Here is a 22,699-nt window from a genome sequence, read left to right as displayed (position 1 = left end):
ATGGCTGCCAAGGCCTCTCCCCGTTCGCACGATCTTACGGGATTCACCACGCTAGCCAGTCTGCGAGTGCCGCGCACCACGCGCACGCTGGGGCGGATGATTGCCATCAGCATACCGCTGCTGCTCGTCCTGCTCTTCGCGGTGAAATGGGTGCAGACCGCGCCCGGACGGGGCGATGTCATCGCGCTAAACCCCGAAGACCGCGTGCAGCAGGTCACCGCACTGGTCCCGGGCCGCGTGGAGCGCTGGTTCGTGGTCGATGGCCAGCAGGTCAGGAAGGGCGATCCGATCGCCCGGATCATCGACAATGACCCCGACCTGCTGATCCGCCTGGCGGCCGAGCGGGAGCAGGTGGTGGCGCAGATCAGCGCGGCCGAGCAGGCCATGGCAACCGCGCGGCTGGACGTTAACCGTTCATCGCAGCTCTATGCCGAGGGGCTGGCGGCGCGGCGCGACTACGAAGCGACGCAGATCAAGGTGGCCGAACTCAACGCCAAGCTGGCCGAGGCCCGCGCCAAGCTCAGCAAGGTGGATATCGCGCTCAACCGGCAGTCGGCGCAGCTGGTGCGGGCACCGCGCGACGGCCGCGTGCTTTCGCTCAATACCGCAGCCGGGGCCACTCTGATCAGCGCCGGCGATCTCCTCGCCACGATCGCACCCGAGCGGCAGCAGCGCGTGGTCGAACTGCTCGTAGATGGACGCGATGCCGCGCTGGTCCGCAAGGGTCAGCCGGTGCGCCTGAACTTCGAAGGCTGGCCGGCCATCCAGTTCAGCGGCTGGCCCTCGGTTGCGCAGGGCATGTTCGATGGCCGGGTGCTGACGATCGACCCTTCGGCCCAGCCCAGTGGCCTGTTCCGCGTGCTCGTGGAGCCAATGCCGGGCAAGCCTGCCTGGCCGAACGACAATTACGTCCGCCTCGGTTCCAAGGTGCGTGGCTGGATCCAGATGGAGACCGTGACGATCGCCTACGAACTGTGGCGCCAGCTTAACGACTTCCCGCTGGAATTCCCGACGCCGGTGGACGCCGGTCCGCGCAAGGGCAATGGTCTCAAGGCCCTTTCTGACAAGGACGCGAAAAAGGCAAAGAGCGGGGCGAAAGCCGGGGAAGGCTACGGCGAGGAAGAGGAAGCGAAGTGATCGCGCGTCTCTTCGTGGCACTCCTCGCGCTGCTCGCCCTTGGGGGAGCGGCGCGAGCGGAGGAGCTGACGCTGCGTGAGGTGCTGCAGTCCTCTGCCACCCATGCGCCGCAGATCCTCGAGGCGATGGCGCGTCAACGGCAGGCCGATGCCCGCCTGCTCAGCGCCGAAGGCCAGTTCGACCTTGTCTTCAACGCCGAGGCCACTGCCCGTCCGCTGGGATATTACAACGGCTCCACCGCCGAGGTCTCCGCCTATCGGCCGCTCCAGAACAACGGCGGTCAGGTCTATGGAGGCTACCGCAAGTCGATTGGCGATTTCGCCTCGTACGAAGGCAAGTCGGTCACCAACGAATTCGGCGAGATCAAGGCCGGCATGTTGTTTTCGCTATTGCGCGACCGGGTGATCGACGAGCGGCGGGGACGGCGCGAACTGGCAGGCTTCGACATCGAACTGGCCGAGCTTGATCGGGATCTGGTGGCCATCGGGGTGCAGCGACGCGCGATCGAAGCCTACCAGCTGTGGGTCGCGGCGGGGCTGCGTGTGAAGATCTACCGCGAGATCTATGATCTGGCGAAGGAACGGCAGGATTCGATCGAGCGGCAGATCCAGCTGGGCGCGCGGCCTGCGATCCTGGGGACCGAAAACCAGCAGAACATCGTGCGCCGCCAAGCGCTGCTCGTGCGTGCTGAGCAGGACCTGCAACTGCAGGCCAATGCCCTGTCGCTGTTCCTGCGCGATGGCCTCGGGCAGCCGGTCGTCCCGTCGTCAGACCGATTGCCGCCGCGCCTTGTCGATGGCGTCATGCCGCGTCTGGTCGACCAGAGCACGGCGATTGCCGCCCGACCCGATCTTCAGGCTCTGCTGACCCGGATAGAACAGACCGGCATACGGGCTCGACTGGCCGAAAACGAGCTGAAGCCCCGGCTGGACGTGCGCGTGGAAGCCTCGAAAGACATCGGTGACGGTTCGCCGATCCGCCGCCCGACAGAGGGCATTCTTGGCCTCCGCTTCTCGGTCCCGCTGGAACAGCGCGCGGCCAAGGGACGTATTGCCGAGGTTGCCGCCGAGCAGGATGCGCTGTCGCTGCGTCTGCGCCTGCTTGAAGACCAGATTGGCGTGGAGATCGCCAACTTGCGGACGCAGGTGACCGGTGCGGAGAAGCTTGCAGGCCTGGCCATCGCCGAGGCCGCGCTCGCCCGCAAGATGGCGGAAGCGGAACGCCGGCGCTTTTCGCTCGGTGCCAGCGACTTCCTCGTCGTCAACTTGCGCGAAGAAGCGCTGGCCGATGCCACGATCCGCGAAATCGACGCGAACTACCGCCATGCCGCTTCACAGGCCGAACTCGTCGCCGCCTTGGCCGACCGGGAGCAACTCGGCCTTTAGGCGGCGTGGACAACCCCTGCGGGGCTGGACCAAAACCGCCATTTCGGCGTCGGCTCGTCGCACAATATTCCCGATATTGCGCTTCCTCGCCTCCTTGAGCGGGCGGTTTTTGCCTCCAGCCGTGGCGCCGTGGAATTTGTCCACGCCGCCTAAGGACAACTGCGGATGGCTTCCCTGCGAAGGTGTAAACCACACCGCGCCTAGTCCGGGGCTCCCCTTCCCCGGAGCCTTCGAATGTCCCTTGTTGCCGCTGGCCTTGCCGCCGTTCTTCCTGCCCCTGCGGCGGAACTGCCAGCACCGTCCGAACCGCAGGACGAAATCGTCGTCACGGCCCAGAAGCGATCGGAGAAGGCGAGCGATGTGCCGATCTCGCTTTCCGTGCTTGGAGGCGAGAACCTTGAAGCTGCGCGCCTGACTCAGGCTGACGATCTCGCCGCGCGCATACCAAATTTGCGCTTCAGCGCCACGGTCGGTGAGAATACCCCGATCTTCGCGCTGCGTGGCGTTTCGATGTCGGACTTCAGCCTGAACCAGGCTGGGCCTGTCGCCGCCTATTACGACGAGGTCTACAAGGGCAACTTCGCCTTCCTCGGCCTTGCACTCTACGATCTATCGCGCGTCGAGGTGCTGCGAGGCCCGCAAGGCACGCTCTATGGCAAGAACACCACCGGTGGCGCGATCAACTACGTTTCGGCCCGTCCGGTATTCGCCAGCGAGGGCTACTTCAAGCTGGGCGCGGGCAATTACAATCGCCTTGAAGCACAGGGCGCGCTGAACATGCCGCTCGGGCCCACTCTCGCCGCGCGCGTTGCCTTCACCGCCGCCCGTGCCGATGGCTGGTTCCGCAACCGTCTGCCCGGTCAGCCGGATCTATCCTCGACGCGCGAATACGGCGTGCGCGGCACGCTGCTGTGGCAACCGTCCGACAGTGCCGAGCTGATCCTGCGGCTTTCGACCAGCCTGCAGCGCCCGCAGAACTACGGCAACTATTCCAAGCCGCGCCCCGATGGTGTCGGCAACGGCGCTTATGAAGCCTATGGCCAGGGCAGCAGCTACTTCCGCGATGGGCTGGGCATTCGCGAACTGGAAGCGAACTTCACCGCCCGCCGCCTTGCCCGCACCTGGTCTGCCGCGCTCACCGGCACATTCAAGCTGTCCGACACGCTGACGCTGATCTCTGTTACCGGCTGGGACAAGGGCAGCCTCTACGTGCCCGAGGACACCGACGGCAGCCCGCTTCAGGTGCTCGAAATCCCCTACACCGATCGCGGCACCCAGTTCGGCCAGGAACTGCGGCTGGCGTGGGAGGGCGATGGCCCGCTCAGCCTGATCGTGGGCGCGCACCATCATCGCGAAGACCTGTTCAATTCGACAGACCTCAACTTCTGGACCGATCTTGACGTCGACGGCAATGGCCGCGTCGATGTGGACGATTGCACCGCTAACACCAGCCTGTTCGCCTGCGTCATCTCCAACCGCTTCGATCAGGACAAGCGGAGTTGGGCGCTGTTCGGCGATGCGCGGCTGAAGCTGGGCGGCGGCACCACCCTGCGCGGGGGCTTGCGCTTCACCCACGACACGGGCCTGCAAGCCGGGCTGACGTCCGAAATCCGCGGCGTCGATGGCGTCCTCGTCGCCACGCCGATTGCCCCGCTTGACCGGCGCTTTTCCGGCAACAACCTTTCGGGCAAGCTCGCGCTCGATCACAAGCGCGATGATGGCACGCTGATCTTCGCCAGCTACAGCCGCGGCTATCGCGCCAGCGGGTTCAACGCGCAGGCCTTTTTCGATCCGTCGGAGGCAGGCGTCGCCAAACCCGAAATTCTCGACGCTCTCGAAGCCGGGGCCAAGACGCGGCTCGGCGGCATGGCCTCGCTCTCGCTCACCGGGTTCTGGTACGATTACCGCAACCAGCAGTTCCTCTCGGTCAACCCGGCCGACGCCACGCAGACGCTGGTCAACCTCGACCGCTCGCGCATCTATGGCGCGGAGCTGGAAATCGACGCGCGGCCGCTCCCCACCCTCTCGCTCAACGCCGGGCTCGGCCTGCTCCATGCACGGGCGACGCGCGGCGTGATCAGCGGCCTCGACGTGCGCGGCCACCACCTGTCCAACGCCCCTGCCCTCACCGCCAACGCCGCGATCGACTGGACCGCATGGGAGGCCGGCAGCGCCCGCCTCACGCTGCGCGCCGATGCTTCTTACGTCTCTTCGCAATACTTCGAGATCGTCAACATCCCGCGACTGCGCCAGGGCGGCTACGCCCTGCTCGGCGCCGGGATGGATTACGTGCGCGGCGACTGGACGGTGTCACTCTGGGGCCGCAACCTCACCGACCAGACCTACTTCACCTCACGCATCGACCTTTCGGGATTCGGCTTCGACTACAACCACGTCGGCACCCCGAGGACTTGGGGCGCGAGCGTGAAGCGGGCGTTCTGATCGTGTTGGGGGACTAGCGCGGGGCCGACAGAAGAAGTGGCGGTGCGGCTACTGCCTAACCTTTGGCCGGCACCGGAAACGCCAGCGTGAACGTCGAGCCCTTGCCCTCGGCCGACTTCACCGAAATTCGTCCGCCGTGGAGTTCCATGTAGAACCGTGCGGCGTGCAGGCCCACACCGCTGCCCTTGAAACGGCGGGCGTTGCTCGAGCGAAAGAAGCGGGTGAAGAGCTTTGACAGCTCGTCGGAGGGAATGCCGATCCCCTCATCGCTGACCGAAATCAGGACCTCACCGTTGCGGGCGAAGCAGCGCACCCGAACCGGCTGTTCTTCGGGCGAATACTTGATCGCGTTGCCGATCAGGTTGTCGAGCACGCGCAGTACCAGAACCTGGTCGAGCATCAGGTCGGGCACATCGTCAAGCTCGGCCACGAACGGGCGGTGCGGATGGACCGAGCGCTGGCCGAGCAGGGCGCGTTCCACCATAGGCCTGACGTTCGCTCGCTCAGGCTGGAAATCGACGCGGCCTTCCTCGATCGAGGCCCAGCCGAGCGTGCGATCCACTGCCTCGGTCATGCGGCGCGCGGTATCGCGGATCGTTTCCGCGCGTTCGGCAATTACGCTGCCGGGCTCCGCGAGACGGGCGATACGGCGCGCCGAACCGTCGATCACGCTGAGCGGCGTGCGGAAATCGTGGCTGGTGACCGAGAGGAACTGGCGCTGCGTCTCGGCAATCGCGCGTTCCCGTGCCAGCGCCTTGTGCAGGCGGCGCTCGGCGCGGTAGGCGCGGGTCACGTCGGCCTGACTGACCATCAGCGACAGGCGTCCGGTCACCGGATCGGTCAGGCGGCGCAGCGTTACCTCATGCATGCGGAAGGACGGGCCGGCCATGCGCAGGGTCGCTTCGACACTGCCGCTTTCGAGCGCCCGCGCGCGCAGGGAAACCGCCTCGTCGGGATGGGCAAACAACGTGGCGAAATTGTCCAGCCCCGGCAGATTGGTGCCCTGCAGCCGGTTGATTAGCGCTTCAGCGGCCGGGTTGTGCATCAGCCACTGCCCGCCTTCGCCCAGCAGCGAGATCATCAGCGGCGATTGCCGCACCGCCTCGATCGCGCGGGTCTCGAACGAGCTGTCGGCTACCTGCATGGGTGCATCGGCGGCGTCGACCAGCAGCCCCAGGCGCCCGTCTTCGAGCGCCACGCCATGGAGGCGGCAGTCGCGCTGGAACGGCTGCCCTTGCGGATAGAAGGTCCAGCGCTCGTTGCGCACCTCGCCTCTTGCCAGCGCAAGGCGCAGGTTCTCCAGCCGCTCCGCCGTTCCCAGCGCTGTAGGGTTCAGATCCCGGGCACGAAGCGCGTCGACAGATTCGGCCCGCCAGAAGCGCAAACCTGCGGGATTGGCCCAGACCATGCGTGCCTTGTCGAAATCGTAGATCCACACTGCACGCTCGACCAGCGCGAGCAGGCACAAGGCCGGACCGTGGCCGGGCGGCAGGCCGGCTGCCTGGCGAGAGGATTGCTCGTCCGCCCTGTGTCTGTGCGCTCGCATATGGGATTCTGCTTAGAGCTGACAATCTAAATTTAGTATTTCCAAGGATATACGGCAGGTCAGCAAGGAACAACGGGTGTTCGCAGGACTCGCACGAAAAGGTGAAGGTAAGCAGACCACGCTGGCCCGCTGGCTCGGCGCGTCCTATCTGCGCACCGCTGTCATACCGCTGTGCCTGATCGAACTGGGCTTCCTGCTTAGCTACTGGGCGACCGGCAATTTCACTTACCAGCAGAACGTCGCCACGGTGACGGCGGTCTCGGAGAAGTACCTGACCGACATTGCTGCGCGTGAATCGGCAAACATCACCGCCACTCTCGGTGGTGTCGAAGGAATGACCCGCCTGCTGGGCGCGGAGGCTGGCGAAGCGCTGGCGACGCCCTACGATCCGCCATCATCCGAAAAGGCACGGTATCACGTCGGCTCGGACGGCGTGTTCCACACTACACGAGGCAAGCCCGACGAAGTGGCCGCCTTCTACAGCGGCTTTCATCGGGTTGGGCCTCAAGAGATCGACAAGGTCTGGCGAACGGTCCGGCTTGATCACACGATGCGCCACATCAAGGCGGCATCGCCGCTGGTGAGGCAGGTCTATCTCAACACCTGGGACAGCTACAACCGCATCTACCCCTACTTCGATGTGCTGACCCAGTATGCGCCGAAGATGAACATCCCCACGTACAACTTCTATTACGAGGCGGATGCCCGGCATAACCCGCAGCGCAAGGTCGTATGGACCGATGCTTATGTCGATCCGGCCGGTTCGGGCTGGATGGTTTCGGCGATTGCGCCGGTATACAGCGAGAAGCGGCTGGAGGGCGTCGTGGGGATCGACATGACGCTCGATACCGTGGTCAGCCGCATCCTCTCGCTCAACCTGCCCTGGCAGGGCTACGCGATGCTGGTGGGGCGAGACGGAACCATCCTCGCCCTCCCCCCGGCTGGCGAAAAGGATCTTGGGCTGACCGAACTCAAGGACCACAAGTACGCCGATGCAATACGGTCCGATACGTTCAAGCCCGACCAGTTCAACATCACCCGCCGACCCGAGCTGAAGGCACTTGCGCAGGCGGTCGGCAGTGGCTCCTCCAGGATAAGCCACGTCATGCTGGGCGACCGGGACATGCTGGCGACCAATGCCCGGGTCGTTGGCCCAGGCTGGACGCTGGTAGTGCTGGCGCCGGCCTCGCAGATCCTCGCCGACGCCAATTCGCTGCATGACCAACTGATCACGGTGGGTGTCATCATGCTGCTGATCCTGCTCGCCTTTTACGTGGTGTTCTTCGCCTTCCTCGTCTGGCGCGCGCGGGCGATGAGCCGGCGCCTGGCCCGGCCCTTGCGCGAAGTGGAGCAACTCATGGACCGGATCGGTGCAGGCGAATACAACCAGACCGCGCCAAAGTTCGGCGTGAGCGAAGTCGACAACCTTTCAGGCCGTTTGGTGGAAATGGGCCAGAAGCTTGGCGAAGCGCATCATCGGATCGTGGCCCAGGAAGCCGAAGTGCGTCGTTCGTATGATACCGAACGCCGCATCACCACCGGCCAGCGCCGCTTCATCAACATCCTCAGCCACGAGTTCCGCACGCCGCTCACCGTGATCGATAGCAGCGGCCAGATTCTGAAACGGCGGGCGACACGCCTTACCGAAGATACCGTCGTCGAACGATCCGACATGATCCGCCGCGCTGTTTCGCGCATACGGGATGTGATGGAAAGTGCGCTGCAACTGGTGCGCATGGAGGAAGGGCAGACAACGTGCCGTCCCGCTGCGGTAGCGCTGGGCAGCATGCTGCGCGAAGCGGTTGCTTCGGCGGGCGGCGAACGCGACATCGAAATCCGGCTCGACGGCGAGGTCGAGCGTGCGCCTTTGTTCATCGACCGCCAGCTGATCCACTCGGCGCTGGTCGCCATCATCGAGAACGCCTGTCGCTTCTCGCCCGTTGAAAACAAGGTCTGGGTTGAGGCGCGAATTCATGAAGGGCGTTGCAGCATTTCTGTCCATGACGAAGGCCCCGGCATCCCTGCGGAAGAACTGCCGCTGGTGCGTGAACGCTTTTATCGCGGATCGAACAGTACGGCCGTCCCGGGCGCCGGGACCGGCCTCTATCTTGCCAACAGCCTGATCGACGCCAACGGCGGGCTGCTCGATATCCAGTCCGTGCCGGGTGAAGGCACGGTGGTTACCGCCAGTCTGCCGCTGGCCACGACCACGACCACCGAATTCTGGGAGGCAGCGTGATGAGCGCATTTTCACCCCGGGACTTCCGCGTTCTCTGTGTCGAGGACGAACCGGAAATCTTGCGCGACATCGCCGAGGAACTGGCCGAGCACGGTTTCCAGATCGACAAGGCCGAGAACGCCGAGGCCGCACTTGCGCGGATGGACGAAGCACTGCCCGACCTGGTGCTTTGCGACGTGCAGATGCCGGGAATGACGGGCATCGAGCTCCTTGAAACCCTGCGGGCGCGCCGCAATGCCCAGTCGCTGGTGCCGTTCGTGTTTCTCACCGCGTTCAACGATCGCACGACGATGATCTCGGGGCGGCGCGCGGGAGCGGATGACTACCTGGTCAAGCCGGTGGACTATGACCTGCTGATCGCCACGGTCGAAAGCCATCTGCAGAATGCCGCCCAGCGCCATGCCGCAGCCCGGGAAGAACCCGACAGGAACGGACGGGCGATGTTCCTCGCGCGCCTTGTCCGCGCCAGACCGGGCGAAGCGGTGGCGGTGGTGAAGATCGACAGCCAGCCCGAATTGGCGAGCAGGTTCGAAGGACGCGGCGAAAGCCGGATCCAGACCCTGATCGACAGGATGGCAAGGCGGGCCGGTCTTGAAGTCCACAAGTTGCACGGCCACGCGTGGGGCGTGATCGGTAGTAGTCTGGCCACCATCGAACAGGCTCTGCAACCGCTGGTCGAACTCAAGGTTCGCGATAGCCAGTCCATGACCTGGGTGCGTGCACGTCTTTCCCTTTCGGCAGTGACGGCAGAGATCGGCAATGCAACGTCCGGGGAGCTTCTCCTGGAACGGCTGTTGGAAGCCGCCAGGCTTCTGCGGCGCGAGGGCGGTGGGAAGCTGCTGCAGCTCGAAGGCGCAGCCATGTCGGACATGCGGCTCGCCAGCTCGATCCGTGCCGAACTGATAACGGCGTTGCAACAGGGCCAGCTACATGTCTGCTATCAACCCAAGGTTTGCGCGGAAAGCGGACGTCCGCTATCTGCCGAGGTGCTGGTCCGCTGGGAAAGCCCGCTGCTTGGACATCTCTCTCCGGCGACGTTCATACCCGTAGTGGAACGCGCCGGTTTGCTCTCGCATCTGACCGACTGGGTCCTGCGCGAAGCAGCCGTTGCGCAACTTGCGCTTGTGAAGAAGAATCTTCCCTCGCGGCTCGCAGTCAACATCGGCGCATCCGAATTCACCCCTGATTTGCCCGCCAGGATCTCACGCATTTTTGCCGATTATGGTGCGAGCGAGCACCTGCTTGAGGTCGAAGTTACCGAAACTTCGGTCATCGCCGATACGCGACAGGCCGATTCCATCGTCAAGGCCCTGCACGCTCGCGGCATCGCCGTTGCTCTGGACGATTTCGGCACGGGCTATTCCTCGCTCGCCCACTTGCAGGCCTGTACCGTGGATACGATCAAGATCGATCGCAGCTTCGTGCAGCGCGTCGCCGAATCCGGTCCTGACCAGAAGATCGTGCTTGGCATTATCGGTCTGGCGAAGATGCTGGGCCTGGAAACGGTAGCCGAAGGTGTCGAGCTGGAGTCACAGCGGCGCTGGTTGACAGAGAACGACTGTAACACGTTGCAGGGTTTTGTAATCTCGAAGCCGCTCCGTTTCGACGAGTATTGTCGTCTGTTGCAGGCATGGCCATCGCGCTGATGCGATGGACGCTGGCTAAAGCCGGTTGATCGGGGAAACCAACGTCGCTCTCAAGCAATTCTCCTGCAAACGCCCGGCACTTTGCCGGCGCGACCTACGCGGAGAATTTCATGGCGGGCCACAGCGCACCAAATCTCGACGATGCGCACACCGAGCAACCGAGGCTCGATGGCAAGCGTGTGGTTGTTACAGGTGGCACAACAGGAATTGGCCGTGCGATCGCGATCCTGCTGGCTGGCGAGGGCGCTTCTGTCTTCGTCTGCGGGCGCGACGAGCAGCACCTTGCCGACGCGCTCAAGCGCATCAACGAGGTTGGTAAAGGTGATGGTGTTGCATTAGATCTCGCCCGTCCCGAGGGAATGCGCCGGTTCTGGAGCGCTGCTGACGCATCGTTGGGCGGTGCGATCGATGTTGCGATCATCAATGCTGCGGTGCCGGCCCAGACACCGATGGAGGTCAACGAAGAGGACCTGCGCTATCAACTGGAAACCGACCTGGTGGCCTATGTGATCGCATCACGCGAAGCGGCGCGACGGATGAGCAAGGGTGGCGATGTCGTGTTGATCGGATCGATGTCGGCAGTGTCACGCGGCAAGGGAAGTTCGGTCTATGTCGCGGCAAAGTCTGGCGTTCAGGGGTTTGCCGCCGCTTTCCGGGAGGAGATGGCTCCCAAGGACATCAAGGTCGGTCTGATCGAGCCCGGGCTGACCGGCGCTGATTTCCAGTATCCCGAGTACTCCGATCAGGAGCAGCGTGATGCAATCAATGCTGAAAAGATGCTCCGGGCCGAAGACATTGCGGTCGCCACGCACTTCATGCTGACGCAGCCCCGCCGCGCAGCCGTTTCGCTGATCCAGGTGGAGCCGCGGTTGGAAAGCTGAAAAGGTTTTGCCACGGATGCTGCAGCGCATGGTTGCAGCATCTGCTTGTGACGTAATCATAACAGGCGAACGGGCGAGGCCAAATGACCCCGCCCGCCCGCTTGCCGACTTGCCCTCATGCCGGTCGGCGAAGGAACTTTCTGGTCAGAACTTCACGCCGGCGCGTACACCATAAATGCGCGGATCGGCGAAAGTGACCGCACCGAACAGGCCGGTAGTAGCGCCAGTAACCACTAGGTTGTTCTCGAGGTTTTCAGCGAATGCAGCGAAGTAGAAGCGGTCTTGCGGCGCGTTGTATGTGACGGACACGTCAGTCTTCGTTGCCGCCGGCTGGTAGAAGTAAGCGAAGTTGGCGAGGTCGGTCACTTCATAGCGGCTGCGGGCCGCTGTCTGCGCGTCGAACACGATGCGCCCTTCGCCCACCGGCAGGACATAGTTCGCCCCGGCAACCCAGCTCCACTTCGGGCTGCGATTCAGCGCACGACCGGCGAAATTCACCGAGCGGCGTACATTCGGCGTGACCGAAGTATCGTTGTAAGCAGGAGCATATTCGTCATAGCGGGCATCGAGCCAGTTCAGTGCCAGCCTGACGGTAAAGCGATCCGAAGGCTGGATCTGGGCATCAAGCTCCACGCCATCAACCTTAGCCTTCGCAGCGTTGGTCGTAACCTGGCACGGCCCACCGCAGATGTCGGACAGCTGCGAAAGCTGCAGGCCTGCGTAGTCATAGTGGAAGATCGTGCCGTTGAGGCGGAATGCCGGGCTGAAGCGGAACTTGAAGCCCGCTTCGTAGGCGGTCAGCGTTTCCGGATCATAGTAGAGCGCATTCGCGGGCAACTGACAGTTCTGCGGATTGGGCTGCCCGGCGGGCGGAGTCTCGCAGCCATCGTTGAAGCCACCGGCCTTGTAACCCGTGGATACGGACGCGAAGATGAGGCCGAGGGACGTGTCGTAATCAACGCCAGCGCGCCAGGTCACGCGGCTGAACGTGCGCTTGGCATCGTTGTTCTGGTTGATCTGGCGGCGAATGAAGTTGCCGATACTGTAGGACGTGCCGATGCGGTCGTAGAAGTCGACGACAGTGTTGCCCACGCGCGACTTGAGATCGTGCGAATAGCGCACGCCGCCGGTGATCTTGAGGTCAGGAGCGATTTCATAGGTGGCTTGCCCGAAGACCGATTTGTTTTCGGCAATGGTCGGGTCCTGCGGGAAGCCGAAGCGCGTGTTGGGGCCGAGCAGGTTGTTCAGGAAGAAGGCGATGCCGGACTTTTCCTTGAAGTAATAGCCGCCGACCTGCGCCTGCAGCGGACCGTCGCCGCCATAGGCAAGGCGCACTTCCTGCGAGGTCTGCCAGTAGGAACCGGCAAAATCCGCCGAGAACGCGCCATTGGCCGCGTTGCTGAATTCGCGGCGTTCCGATTCACGGTAAGAACCGAGGTAGGTGAGTGTGACGTTGCCCATCGTGTAGTTGAGCTCGCCCATCACGCCTTTTTCCTCGTTGTCGCGGAAGGCCTGCTGGGCCTGCGTGCGGCTCAGCGTGCGGGCCACGTCTGGGTCAGCGCCAAGATAGGTTGGGGCGCTGAAATTCTGGCGACCGCCGCTGGTGATGTTGCTGTAGAACTGGGTGGTAGGCACGCCGTTGGTCGGGTTGCCCTTGACCTTGCTGTAATCGCCGACGAGCAGGAGGCTGAGGTCCGGCGTTGGCTTGAACAGGGCTGACAGGCGGACCGACTTGTTATCCTTGAACTTGTTGAGCGTTACGCCGTCGTTCGGCGCGCCATCGATGAGATAGCTGTCACGCTGGTCGATGTTTGCGGCCACGCGAAAGGCAATCGTTTCGCCAGCCGGTATATTGACCACGGCAGTGCCATTGAGGGCGTTGAAATTGCCGTACGAAACGTCGGCGCGTGCGCCAAATTCGAACTTGGGCTGGACCGTCAGAATGTTGACGACGCCAGCTGTCGAGTTGCGGCCATAGAGCGTGCCCTGCGGACCGCGGAGGACTTCGACGCGCTCGATGTCGAAGAACGAGACTTCCTGCGCCTGCGGACGCGCCAGATATACGCCGTTGACCATGAATGCTGCCGAGGGATCGCCCTTCTCGGTGCCGTCGGTGCTGGTCACGCCGCGAATGGTGATCTGCAGGCCGTTGCCGCGCACGATCGACAGGTTGGGCACGCTTTCTTCAAGCTGGGTCGGGTTGGTGATGCCTGAAGCTATGAGGTCGTCACCTCCAACAGCGGTCATTGCGATTGGGGTCTTTGACAGCAGCGATGACGTGCGGTTCGCAGTGACGACGATGTCACCGTCCGCAGGCGCTTCGCTCGCATCCTGAGCGTAAACGGACGTGGCCGCCAAAGACAGTGCCGATGCCAGGCACGCGAATTGCAGTTTTCTCATCGTAATCCTCCCTCTTGAAACCTGCACCCTTATCGACAGCGCTGTCAGCAGAGGTGGTGCCGGACCCGACAGTTCGTCCGAGCGGCTTGGTTCCGGCATCCCTCTCCGCCGCTGCAATGTATGCGCGCGGTCGTTATGCCCTCTGCCTTGCATACTTGATCTGACAGCGCAAGCCAAAATTGTCGGCGTATCGACTGGCCTTTTTGAGGGGTGAGCGGTTAGCCTTGTGCGTCGCGCCCTGTGAACAGGCGAGCGTATCCTTCGAGCGCGTTCGAGGCATTGAACATATGCGCACGCATCAATTTCGAGGCTTCCTCACCATCTCCTCGCATTACGGCCTCGACCAGTTCGCCATGTTCGTGCCGGGACCGGGCGGGTCGCCCACCCTGGCGTAACTGAGCCCGACGAAAGGCCGCCATCCGCTCCCGAAGGAGTTTCGCCTGCTCCACGATGAAGGCGTTGTGCGTCCCCTCGTATATTGCATCGTGGAAGCGCCAGTTTAGCCGATCGTACTCGTCCACGTCGCCATTCTCCACCAGAATGGCGGATTCTTCGTGGATTTTCCGCAGTGCACTCCGTTCAAGCGGGGTCATCCGCCATGCGGCAAGCCGCACGCACAGCGCTTCGATCTCGGCCGAAAGCTCGAACATCTCGAACACCCGCTCCGCCGTCATCGCGGCCACGACAGCGCCGCGCCGCGGCCGCATTTCCACCAGTCCCTCGGCGGCAAGTTGGCGCAGGGCCTCCCGGACCGGCGTGCGCGACGCGCCGAAGCGGTCTCCGAGCTGCTGCTCGTCAAGTTGCGTGCCGGGCGCCAGCATGCCGCTTGTGATCTCGTCCGCAAGTGCGAGGCGGATGCGTTCTGAACGGAGCATTCCGGAGGCGTGTTCGTTCTCGGAAATCATATTGATGCATGCCCGATAGTGTGATTATTGGCTTCTTGCATACACACACTCCGGAAACAACCAGTTCCCGAGTTCTTCTCAAGGACATGTCAACTTGCCGCACGGTGCCCCGCACGACATCCTCAGCCTGTTTCTGGACCATTGCGAATCTCGACCGGACGCCCCCTTCCTGATTGGTCCGGATGGTGCCGAGTTAAGCTACCGCGGCGCCGCATTTCGCGCTGCGCAGATTGCCCACGCATTTCGCGCGCAGGGCGTGAAGCCGGGTGACCGGGTGGCGGTCCAGATCGAGAAATCGCAGATGGCGTTGCTCACCTGGCTGGCCGCGCTGCATGTGGGAGCAGTCTATCTGCCACTCAACACTGCGTATACGATCGGCGAACTGCGCTACTTCCTCGGGGATGCGCGTCCAGCGCTTGTTCTTTGCCGCACTGCAGACGAACCTTCCATGTCCGAACTATGCAGCGAACTGGGCGTGCCTGCGCTGCTGACGCTCGACGCCGAAGGCACCGGCGGAACGTTGGTCGAAGCGGCGGCGGGCGCACCTGAGGTTACCGCGCGTCACATTCCGCGAGCAAACGACCTCGCTGCAATCCTTTATACGTCCGGCACAACCGGGCGCAGCAAGGGGGCAATGCTGAGCCATGCCAACCTTGCCACCAACGCGCTGACTCTGCGCGATTACTGGCGCTTTACCAGCGCTGACAGATTGCTGCATGCCCTGCCAATTTTCCATACGCACGGGCTGTTTGTGGCAACCAATGTCACCATCGCGGCGGGTTCGGCGATCATCTTCCTGCCGCGATTTGATGCTGACGAACTCGTCAGGCTGATGCCGAGGGCAAGCGTGCTTATGGGGGTGCCGACGTTCTTTTCGCGGTTGCTGGGCCATGCCGGTTTCACGCGCGAGCTTGCCAGCCATATGCGCCTGTTCATTTCGGGTTCTGCGCCTCTTTCCGCAGAGGTTCACAAGGACTTCGCTGCGCTTACCGGGCAAGCGATCCTGGAACGCTATGGCATGACCGAAACCAACATGAACACTTCCAACCCCTACGACGGCCAGCGCAAACCGGGGAGCGTCGGGTACCCGTTGCCGGGCGTCAGCTTGCGCATCGCCCAGCCCGAAAGCGGAGGCGCATTGCCGCAGGGCGAAATTGGCGTAATCGAGGTCAAGGGTCCCAACGTCTTTCGCGGCTATTGGCAAATGCCGGAGAAGACGGCCGAGGAATTCCGTAACGATGGCTACTTCATCACCGGCGACCTCGGCTACATCGACCCGGAAGGCTATGTGCACATCGTGGGCCGCGCCAAGGATCTGATCATCGCGGGCGGCTTCAATATCTACCCGGCGGAAGTCGAAGCCGCTCTGGACGAGATCCCCGGAATTGCCGAAAGTGCGGTGATCGGCGTGCCCCATGCCGATATGGGCGAGGCCGTGGTCGCGGTGGTCAAGGCAACCGATCCAGCGCTCGATGCCGATGCGGTGATTGCTGCACTGGCAGATAGGCTGGCCCGCTTCAAGCAGCCACGCGCGGTCGTGTTTGTCGATGAACTGCCACGCAATACCATGGGCAAGGTGCAGAAGGCACTGCTAAGACAGGAACATGCCGCACTCTTCGCCAACTAGCGCGAGCGTGTGGGAGGGGAAGAGACGATGTTGATCCTGTCGATCGCGATTCTGGTCGCGATCTTTGTGGCGGCAGTGTGGTTGCCGGTGAACATGGGGCTGATCGGCTTTGCCGCTGCCTTGGCGCTGGGCGTGTTCGTTGCCGGACTTCCGGTGAAAGAGGTGCTGGCGGGCTTTCCGGCTGACCTGTTCCTGACCCTGCTCGGCATCACTTATCTGTTCGGAATCGCCAGCCGTAATGGCGCGATAGACTGGCTTGTGGCGCGCGCAGCCGGCCTGCTCGGCGGCCATACTGCGCTGTTGCCGCTGCTGGTGTTCCTAGTTGCCGGCGTGCTGACAGCGCTTGGCGCGGTCGGGCCGGCTGCGGTTGCCATTGTCGCTCCGATCGCCATGCGCTTTTCGCGCAGCCACGGCTTTTCACCGCTTATGATGGGCCTGCTCGTGGTCCATGGCGCTCAGGCAGGAAGCTTCTCGCCCATCTCGATCTATGGCGGCATCGCCGCAAAGGTACTCACCGGCAGCGGGATCGAGCCTGACCCGCAGTATCTTTTCATCGCCAGCGCGGCCTTCAACGCCGCAATGGCCCTCATGGTCTGGCTGTTCTATGCCCGGCGCGAGGCGGTGGCAGGCACGAACCATGAGGGCCATGTCGATGTGCCGGCGCTCGATCGTGACGGGGCCTGGACGCTAGTCGGCCTGCTGGCCCTCGCCATCGGCGCACTGCTGTTCAAGGTCGAGATCGGCTTCATGGCGCTCATGGTCATCCTCGCGCTCGCGATGGTTGCGCCGAGCACGCAGCAGGGCGCGCTCAAACAGGTTGACTGGTCCACTATCCTGCTGATTTCGGGAATTGTGATTTACGTGACCCTGCTTGACCGGCTCGGCACGCTCGATGCGATCAGCGTCATGATCGGACAGGTCGGATCAGCCAGCCTTGCCGTTCTCCTGCTGTGCTATCTTGCGGGCGTGGTCTCGGCCTTTGCGTCGTCGACAGCACTGCTGGGGGTCATCATTCCGCTCAGCCTGCCCATTCTGGCGGGCGGGCACATCGCCGTGATGCCCGTTGTTGCAGCTATCTGCATTGCCAACACTATCGTCGACACTTCGCCGTTTTCGACAAATGGCGCGCTGATCGTCGGGAACGCACCCGAAGAGGATCGCCCTGCAGTTCTGCGCAAGCTGTTGGTCTATGCAGCGATCGTCGTCGGCGTCGGACCACTATTGGCGTGGGCCGCCTTCGTCGGGCTGCCGGGGCTTTGAACACTCCGGACTCCTGTCTTACCGCGTTTTCCGAGCCACAAGATGATTCCATCCGGTTCGAAAACGCTCTAGCCAAACCTGAAACTGGTCACGGCAAGGCCACCGAAGAAGTCGTCCTGATGAAACTGGACGCTGCAAGAATCTACCTCGGCCGATCCGGCGATGACCATAAGCGGTAGCAGGTGCTCAGGCCGCGGATGAGCCTGCATGGCTGCAGGCGCATCCATCCACCGCTCCAGCGCTCTTGCTCCCTGATTGCCCTCGAAGCCCACAAGGCTTTCGCGCAACCAGCGATCGAAGGCATGTGACGCCGCTCTCCCCTGCGCTCCGAAAGCGCGCAGGTTGTGATATGACAGACCGGACCCCAGCACGAGCACCCCCTCTTCGCGCAGGGGGGCAAGGATGCGGCCCATCGCGATGTGTTCGGCAGCGTCAAAGCTGGTGAGGACCGAAAGCTGGACAATCGGAATGTCAGCCTCGGGCCGGATAGGCTGCATCATCGAAAAGGTGCCATGGTCAAAGCCCCGCTCGCTGTCCTCGCGACAGTCCATGCCGCCCGCCAGAAGCAGATCCTGCACCCGCGCCGCCAGTTCCGGGCTGCCCGGCGCGGCATAGCGGATGTGGTATGTGTGCTCTGGAAAGCCGTAGTAATCGTAGAGCATCGGCGGTGCGGCGCTGGTCGAGACGTGCGGCACCGCCTCTTCCCAATGTGCCGAGACGACGAGAATTGCCTTGGGCATGGTGCCGAGCGAGGGAATAATGGCCTGAAGCGAAGCCTCAAGCTGATCATAGCCCCGGCGCATAGGGCCATCCATCCACGGCCAAGGTCCACCGCCATGGTTGAGGAAGAAGGTCGGCAGACGTTCAGTCGTTTCGGTCAAGGCTCATTCCCGGGGTGGTCTGGCCGTTCAGATGGGCCTTTCCGTAACGTCCGGCAAGACTGTCAAAGCTTTACCACGCGCATTCTGGGCACGACATTGTGGGCCGCGTTGAACCAGCGCCACAGTCCCGTGCCTGATCTGTGCCCAGCTAGATCGACCCAGTTTCCGAAGCCTGGATCGCGCTCGGCACAAACCACAACCACGCTGCCGTCCGCCTCCAGCTTGGCCATCGAATTGTTGAGCCAGACCTTCTGGTGCACGTGATCGAGCGATTCCATCCACCAGTTGTCGATCTGGACGTTCCACATCCGGCAATCGGGCACGGGAGTTTCGATCACCAGCGCCTCGCCCGGCTGCAGGTCGAAGTAGAAGTGGCCGTACCAGATATTGGGATCGCCGCCCGCCTTCCAGAAGATCTCCTGCGGCGCATCGTAGAACTGGTTGGGATGCGCCTTGAACCATTCCGACCAGTTGGCGAAGGTATTGGCCGTGCCCCGCGCCCATGCGGCAGAGGCCATGAGTTGCTGTTCGATCAATTCGGGCGTGAGCAGCGCGGGCGCTGTCGGACCATCACTGATCCGCTCCACCTTGATGTTGGCAGGGGTCTGCGTCTGCTTGTCGTCAAAGGTCTGGCGCACGATCAGCAAGGTGGTGTCGTCTGCCATCGGCAGCCAGTTGCCCGGCTGCGGATCGCGGCTGACCACGATCTCGAAGGTGCCGTCAGGCCCGAACTCCATCTGCGCGAATTCGATCTCGCCAGTCGAAGCCATCGTCCCGTCGATGGCATAGCGGTTGGCCTTGCTGCCGATCGAGAAGTAGGGGACCGTATTGCGCTTGCCGGTGATGCGGTAGGTACGATCGCCCCGCACCACGCACTGCTGGTAGAGGTTGTCGGGGTTGTCGGCGCCGATCTTGATCTTGTCGTCGCACAACAGGAACAGGCGCGGAAAATCCGGGTCCGCGCTGTCGACCAGCATGTTGAGCGCGGTACGGGCAAGGCGGCTGAGGTAACGCAGGCCTTCTGCCTGATCCAGCGCGTTGGTGGGGCTCGACGGCCGCGCCAAGACCTCCCCCGCCTCAGCCAGTTCATTGCAGAACCTGCGCCAGACATGGTTCAGGTTGCCGACTTCGGCGGAAGTGTCCGTCATGCTTTCATCCTGCCAGTTGTCCACCGTCCACAGTGAAGAGCGATCCGGTGATCTTGCGCGCCTTGTCGCTGGCAAGGAACGCGAACATTTCCGCGATGTCTTCCGGCGCGCACGAGCCATCGAGCAACTTGGGCGCGTTGCGCATCATCAGCGCCCAGTCCACGCCTTCGGGCGGAGGCGTGTTCTCGGTCATTGGCGTGATCACGTGCCCGGGGCAGATCGCATTGATGCGCACACCCGCGGACGCGTATTCGATTGCGAGGCCCTTGGTGATCGCTGCCACCGCGTGCTTTGAGGCCGAATAGGCCGCATTGTAGGGCTGGCCCTGCAGCGCTGCGGTCGACGCGGTGTTTACGATGTTGCCCTTCGACTTGAGCAGATGCGGCATCGCCGCCTGGCAAATCACGAAAACGCTGGTGGCGTTGACGTGCATCAGCAGGTCGAAGTCCTCGGCAGCGAAGGTTTCGGAGCGCCCCCACTTCAGCAGTCCGGCGATGTTGCAGACGATGTCGAGCCCGTCGCGTGCGGCAGTGTCCACCAGCGCGCGGCATGAGACATAGTCTGTAGCGTCATAGGCTTGCACCACCGGCGCAGTGTGGCCAGCGGCGGCAATCATCCCTGCCGTGTCCTCAAGCCCGGCAATGTTGCGGTCACCGATGGTCAGCGATGCACCCTCGGCGGCGAAGCGGATGGCCGTGGCGCGACCTATGCCTGAGGCCGCGCCTGTCACCAGCGCCTTTTTCCCGGCGAAGAGCATCAGAACCTCACTCCCAGCGTCAGGCCGTAAGTGCGCGGATCGGGGAAGTATCCGACTGTGAGGCCGCCGAAACCCGGGCCGAAGTCGATGAAGTTGGAGGGATCGCTTTCCTTGGTCAGGTTCTTGACCCACAGCGCAAGTTCGGCCTTCGCCCCACCCAGCGGCACTTCCGAAACCGCCGCGCGCAGATTGACGATCGTGCGGCCCTTCGAGCGAGTGTTGTTGGCGTTCTGCGCCGAGGCATTCGGCGTCACCAGTGCATAGGGGAAGGTGTAATAGCTGGAGACGTAATTGATATCGCCATTGACGTTCAAACGGCCCCAGTCTCCCTGCGCCACGCGAAGATCGACGCCGGCGGCTGCCGTGGTCTTGGGAGTGTGCGGGAAGGCGCGGTTGTTGGCGACGTTGGTGTCAACGCCGTTCACGGCCTCGATGTAGCTCTTGTACTTGGGATCGAGGAAAGCGAGCGATCCATTGATCGTCAGCACGTCGACCGGGCGGATCACTGTTTCGATCTCGAGGCCACGGATGCGTGCGGCCGCCGCGTTCTTGACGACGGAAGCAGCCGCGCCATTTGCCGTGAACACCGAAAGCTGGATGTCCTTGTGCTCGTCCCAGAAGCCGGCGACGTTGAAGATCACCTTGCCGTCGGCCAGCTTGGTCTTGATGCCGACTTCGTAGCTGTCGACCGTTTCCGGGCGATAGGGATTGCACAGTTCGATCGCGCCGGTGGGGCAGGCTGCGGTCGGCGCGCGGAAATCGTTGGTCTCGCCGTTGAAGCCGCCTGACTTGAACCCTTGTGCGAAGCGAGCGTAAAGGTTGATGTTCTCGTTAGCCTGATAGGCCAGCGTGATTGCCGGATTGAACCTGTTGAAGGTGGCATCAGGGACGCCGCCATAGGGGATGTTTGCCACCACGGTCGGCGCGAAAATGTTGTTCGCTGCGTCGAAGTTCACCCGCAGGAAGCGGCGCACGTCCTTCTTCTCGTGCGTGTAGCGTCCACCCAGGGTCAGCTTGAGGGCATCAGTGATGTCGTAATCGACCTGCGCGAATACGGCGAACGCCTCGGTGTTCGATCCGTAGTCGGACTGGTAGGACGCACCGCCGCCGAAGAAGCTTTGCGGCCCAAGCGTTTCGGCCTTTTCCTTATAATAGAATACGCCTGCCACGTACTTGAACTTGTCACTCAGCGTCTGTCCGGACACCTGCAGTTCCTGGCTCCAGCTGTGGAAGCTGGTATCACGCTGGGTCAGCGCCACCGGCAGGGGCGAACCATCGAGGTCAAGCGAGTCTGCCCACTTGAGGTTGCGATAAGCGGTGATCGACTTGACCGTCGCTCCGCCGAGATCGAGCGCAAGGGTCAGCGCGTGACCGTAAGTGCGCGAACGTTCGTATAGGGGATTGGCATCGAGCGACGCGGTCGATTGGCGGTCGGCCCGGTCATAGAGGTTCAGCGGGAAGAACGCGCCGCCGAAGGCATAGCCTGGTGAGTTGGGATCGAAGATGTCCTCGGGCCGGCCATTGCGGTTGACGCGGACAAGCTGCGCATAGTCCGGGCGCTGGTCGAACTTCGAATAGTCGAACATGTAGTCGGCGGTGAAGTTGCTGCCTTCAGGCTTGAAGCGCAGCTGGACCATGCCGCTCTTGCCGTCGAGATCGTTGGTGCGGCCCGTCCGTGCCGAGCCAGCGGCAACCGCCTGCGGATAAGGGTTGGGCGTCAGCCTGATGAAGCCGTCACGCTTCTGGATCTGGCCCGAAAGCTTGAGCGAGAACGGCCCCATTGCCGGAAGGTCGATGACGGCGCGGCCCTTCCAGTAGTCATAGTTTCCATAGGTCAGCTCGCCCTTGACCCCCAGTTCGCCGCTCGGCGCCTTGGGTACGAGATTGACGGCACCGGCCAGCGCGTTGCGGCCATAAAGCGTGCCCTGCGGACCGCGCAGGATTTCGACGCGCTCCAGGTCGGCAACGTCGAAGATCGAGCCTTGCGCCTTGGCGATGTAAACGCCGCCCAAGTAGAGGCCGACAGCCGGCTCCCAGGTCACGGCCGGGTTGATCGTCACCGACCCGCGGATGGCGATCTGCGAGATCGTCTTGTTCGAAGGCGCGCGTTCGAACTTCACGTTCGGGGCGATCGAGCCGAGGCTGTCGATCGAGGTGATGCCGCGCGTCTCGAGGAACTGGCTGCTCACGGCCGAGATGGCGATCGGCACGTTCTGGATGTTCTCGGCCCGCTTCTGCGCGGTAACGACGATCTCACCGATGCCGGCGTCATTCTGGGCAGCGGAGTCCTGCGCAGATTCTTGCGGCGTGGCCTGCGCGAATGCCGGTGCTGCAACAAAGGCGAGCGAGCTCAATGCCGTAGCGGCGAGCAGTTTCCTCACGATGTCCTCTCCCTCTCCAGGATACTTTCCGATGCGCTTTCGCGCAATCAATTCGGACTTAAGC

Annotated in this window: 15 protein-coding genes; 8 read left to right on the top strand and 7 right to left on the bottom strand. The window is 63.0% G+C overall.

What is annotated here, in order from left to right:
* The 3 genes from HGI46_RS12460 (at window position 1) to HGI46_RS12450 (ending at window position 4,964) form a co-directional block, all read left to right on the top strand.
* A complete protein-coding gene (locus HGI46_RS12460) occupies window positions 1-1,137 on the top strand; it encodes an HlyD family efflux transporter periplasmic adaptor subunit (RefSeq protein ID WP_168904429.1) in 1,137 nt (378 codons plus the stop codon).
* Window positions 1,134-2,522: a TolC family protein gene (locus HGI46_RS12455; RefSeq protein ID WP_168904428.1), complete on the top strand. Its 1,389-nt coding sequence runs from the start codon at window positions 1,134-1,136 to the stop codon at window positions 2,520-2,522. The genes HGI46_RS12460 and HGI46_RS12455 overlap by 4 nt, the downstream gene beginning before the upstream one ends.
* A gap of 234 nt (window positions 2,523-2,756) precedes the next feature.
* Window positions 2,757-4,964, top strand: a complete 2,208-nt coding sequence (locus tag HGI46_RS12450) for a TonB-dependent receptor (RefSeq protein WP_168904427.1) — start codon at window positions 2,757-2,759, stop codon at window positions 4,962-4,964.
* 55 nt (window positions 4,965-5,019) lie between these two features.
* Here the strand turns inward: HGI46_RS12450 and HGI46_RS12445 are convergent, their stop codons facing one another.
* Window positions 5,020-6,510 (bottom strand): ATP-binding protein, encoded by a 1,491-nt coding sequence (locus HGI46_RS12445; RefSeq protein WP_168904426.1) that lies wholly within the window; start codon window positions 6,508-6,510, stop codon window positions 5,020-5,022.
* A 76-nt stretch (window positions 6,511-6,586) separates the two neighbouring features.
* On the opposite strand from HGI46_RS12445, the gene HGI46_RS12440 reads away from it, so the two are divergent.
* The 3 genes from HGI46_RS12440 to HGI46_RS12430 all read left to right on the top strand — a co-directional run bounded on the left by HGI46_RS12440 (window position 6,587) and on the right by HGI46_RS12430 (window position 11,276).
* Window positions 6,587-8,749 (top strand): sensor histidine kinase, encoded by a 2,163-nt coding sequence (locus HGI46_RS12440; protein WP_346766727.1) that lies wholly within the window; start codon window positions 6,587-6,589, stop codon window positions 8,747-8,749.
* Window positions 8,749-10,395, top strand: a complete 1,647-nt coding sequence (locus tag HGI46_RS12435; RefSeq protein WP_168904425.1) for an EAL domain-containing response regulator — start codon at window positions 8,749-8,751, stop codon at window positions 10,393-10,395. Before HGI46_RS12440 ends, HGI46_RS12435 begins: the two co-directional genes overlap by 1 nt.
* Before the next feature lie 110 nt (window positions 10,396-10,505).
* Complete coding sequence (locus HGI46_RS12430) at window positions 10,506-11,276, top strand: SDR family oxidoreductase (protein WP_168904424.1); 771 nt, start codon at window positions 10,506-10,508, stop codon at window positions 11,274-11,276.
* Between the two features lie 144 nt (window positions 11,277-11,420).
* Here the strand turns inward: HGI46_RS12430 and HGI46_RS12425 are convergent, their stop codons facing one another.
* A complete protein-coding gene (locus HGI46_RS12425) occupies window positions 11,421-13,676 on the bottom strand; it encodes a TonB-dependent receptor (RefSeq protein WP_168904423.1) in 2,256 nt (751 codons plus the stop codon).
* 218 nt (window positions 13,677-13,894) lie between these two features.
* Complete coding sequence (locus HGI46_RS12420; RefSeq protein ID WP_240946731.1) at window positions 13,895-14,551, bottom strand: GntR family transcriptional regulator; 657 nt, start codon at window positions 14,549-14,551, stop codon at window positions 13,895-13,897.
* A gap of 124 nt (window positions 14,552-14,675) precedes the next feature.
* Between HGI46_RS12420 and HGI46_RS12415 the strand changes: the two genes are divergently transcribed.
* Both HGI46_RS12415 and HGI46_RS12410 read left to right on the top strand, forming a co-directional pair.
* Window positions 14,676-16,208 carry a malonyl-CoA synthase gene (locus tag HGI46_RS12415; RefSeq protein ID WP_240946730.1) on the top strand — a complete coding sequence of 511 codons (1,533 nt, stop codon included), beginning with the start codon at window positions 14,676-14,678 and terminating at the stop codon, window positions 16,206-16,208.
* 27 nt (window positions 16,209-16,235) lie between these two features.
* Window positions 16,236-17,468, top strand: a complete 1,233-nt coding sequence (locus HGI46_RS12410) for an SLC13 family permease (RefSeq protein ID WP_168904422.1) — start codon at window positions 16,236-16,238, stop codon at window positions 17,466-17,468.
* Between the two features lie 68 nt (window positions 17,469-17,536).
* Here the strand turns inward: HGI46_RS12410 and HGI46_RS12405 are convergent, their stop codons facing one another.
* The 4 genes from HGI46_RS12405 to HGI46_RS12390 all read right to left on the bottom strand — a co-directional run bounded on the left by HGI46_RS12405 (window position 17,537) and on the right by HGI46_RS12390 (window position 22,635).
* Window positions 17,537-18,349: a dioxygenase gene (locus tag HGI46_RS12405; RefSeq protein ID WP_240946729.1), complete on the bottom strand. Its 813-nt coding sequence runs from the start codon at window positions 18,347-18,349 to the stop codon at window positions 17,537-17,539.
* A gap of 62 nt (window positions 18,350-18,411) precedes the next feature.
* On the bottom strand, window positions 18,412-19,497 hold the full coding sequence (locus tag HGI46_RS12400) for a DUF1214 domain-containing protein (protein ID WP_168904421.1): 1,086 nt from the start codon (window positions 19,495-19,497) through the stop codon (window positions 18,412-18,414).
* 4 nt (window positions 19,498-19,501) lie between these two features.
* Window positions 19,502-20,254, bottom strand: coding sequence for an SDR family NAD(P)-dependent oxidoreductase (locus tag HGI46_RS12395; RefSeq protein ID WP_168904420.1), 753 nt, complete (start codon window positions 20,252-20,254; stop codon window positions 19,502-19,504).
* Window positions 20,254-22,635, bottom strand: a complete 2,382-nt coding sequence (locus tag HGI46_RS12390) for a TonB-dependent receptor (protein ID WP_168904419.1) — start codon at window positions 22,633-22,635, stop codon at window positions 20,254-20,256. Before HGI46_RS12390 ends, HGI46_RS12395 begins: the two co-directional genes overlap by 1 nt.
* Window positions 22,636-22,699 lie beyond the last annotated feature (64 nt).

Origin of the sequence: Novosphingobium sp. ERW19 (assembly GCF_012641315.1) — a bacterium.
Taxonomy (GTDB): Bacteria; Pseudomonadota; Alphaproteobacteria; order Sphingomonadales; family Sphingomonadaceae; genus Novosphingobium.
The sequence above is the reverse complement of the archived record's forward strand: the minus strand, read 5'-3'. Positions and strand labels throughout refer to the sequence as shown.

Bases quoted from the DNA above. Each gene is read 5' to 3' on its own strand.
- HGI46_RS12400 (WP_168904421.1), bottom strand. From the start codon at position 19,497: ATGACGGACACTTCCGCCGAAGTCGGCAACCTGAACCATGTCTGGCGC.
- HGI46_RS12425 (WP_168904423.1), bottom strand. From the start codon at position 13,676: ATGAGAAAACTGCAATTCGCGTGCCTGGCATCGGCACTGTCTTTGGCG.
- HGI46_RS12410 (WP_168904422.1), top strand. From the start codon at position 16,236: ATGTTGATCCTGTCGATCGCGATTCTGGTCGCGATCTTTGTGGCGGCA.
- HGI46_RS12430 (WP_168904424.1), top strand. From the start codon at position 10,506: ATGGCGGGCCACAGCGCACCAAATCTCGACGATGCGCACACCGAGCAA.
- HGI46_RS12450 (WP_168904427.1), top strand. From the start codon at position 2,757: ATGTCCCTTGTTGCCGCTGGCCTTGCCGCCGTTCTTCCTGCCCCTGCG.
- HGI46_RS12435 (WP_168904425.1), top strand. From the start codon at position 8,749: ATGAGCGCATTTTCACCCCGGGACTTCCGCGTTCTCTGTGTCGAGGAC.
- HGI46_RS12395 (WP_168904420.1), bottom strand. From the start codon at position 20,254: ATGCTCTTCGCCGGGAAAAAGGCGCTGGTGACAGGCGCGGCCTCAGGC.
- HGI46_RS12460 (WP_168904429.1), top strand. From the start codon at position 1: ATGGCTGCCAAGGCCTCTCCCCGTTCGCACGATCTTACGGGATTCACC.
- HGI46_RS12420 (WP_240946731.1), bottom strand. From the start codon at position 14,551: ATGCTCCGTTCAGAACGCATCCGCCTCGCACTTGCGGACGAGATCACA.
- HGI46_RS12445 (WP_168904426.1), bottom strand. From the start codon at position 6,510: ATGCGAGCGCACAGACACAGGGCGGACGAGCAATCCTCTCGCCAGGCA.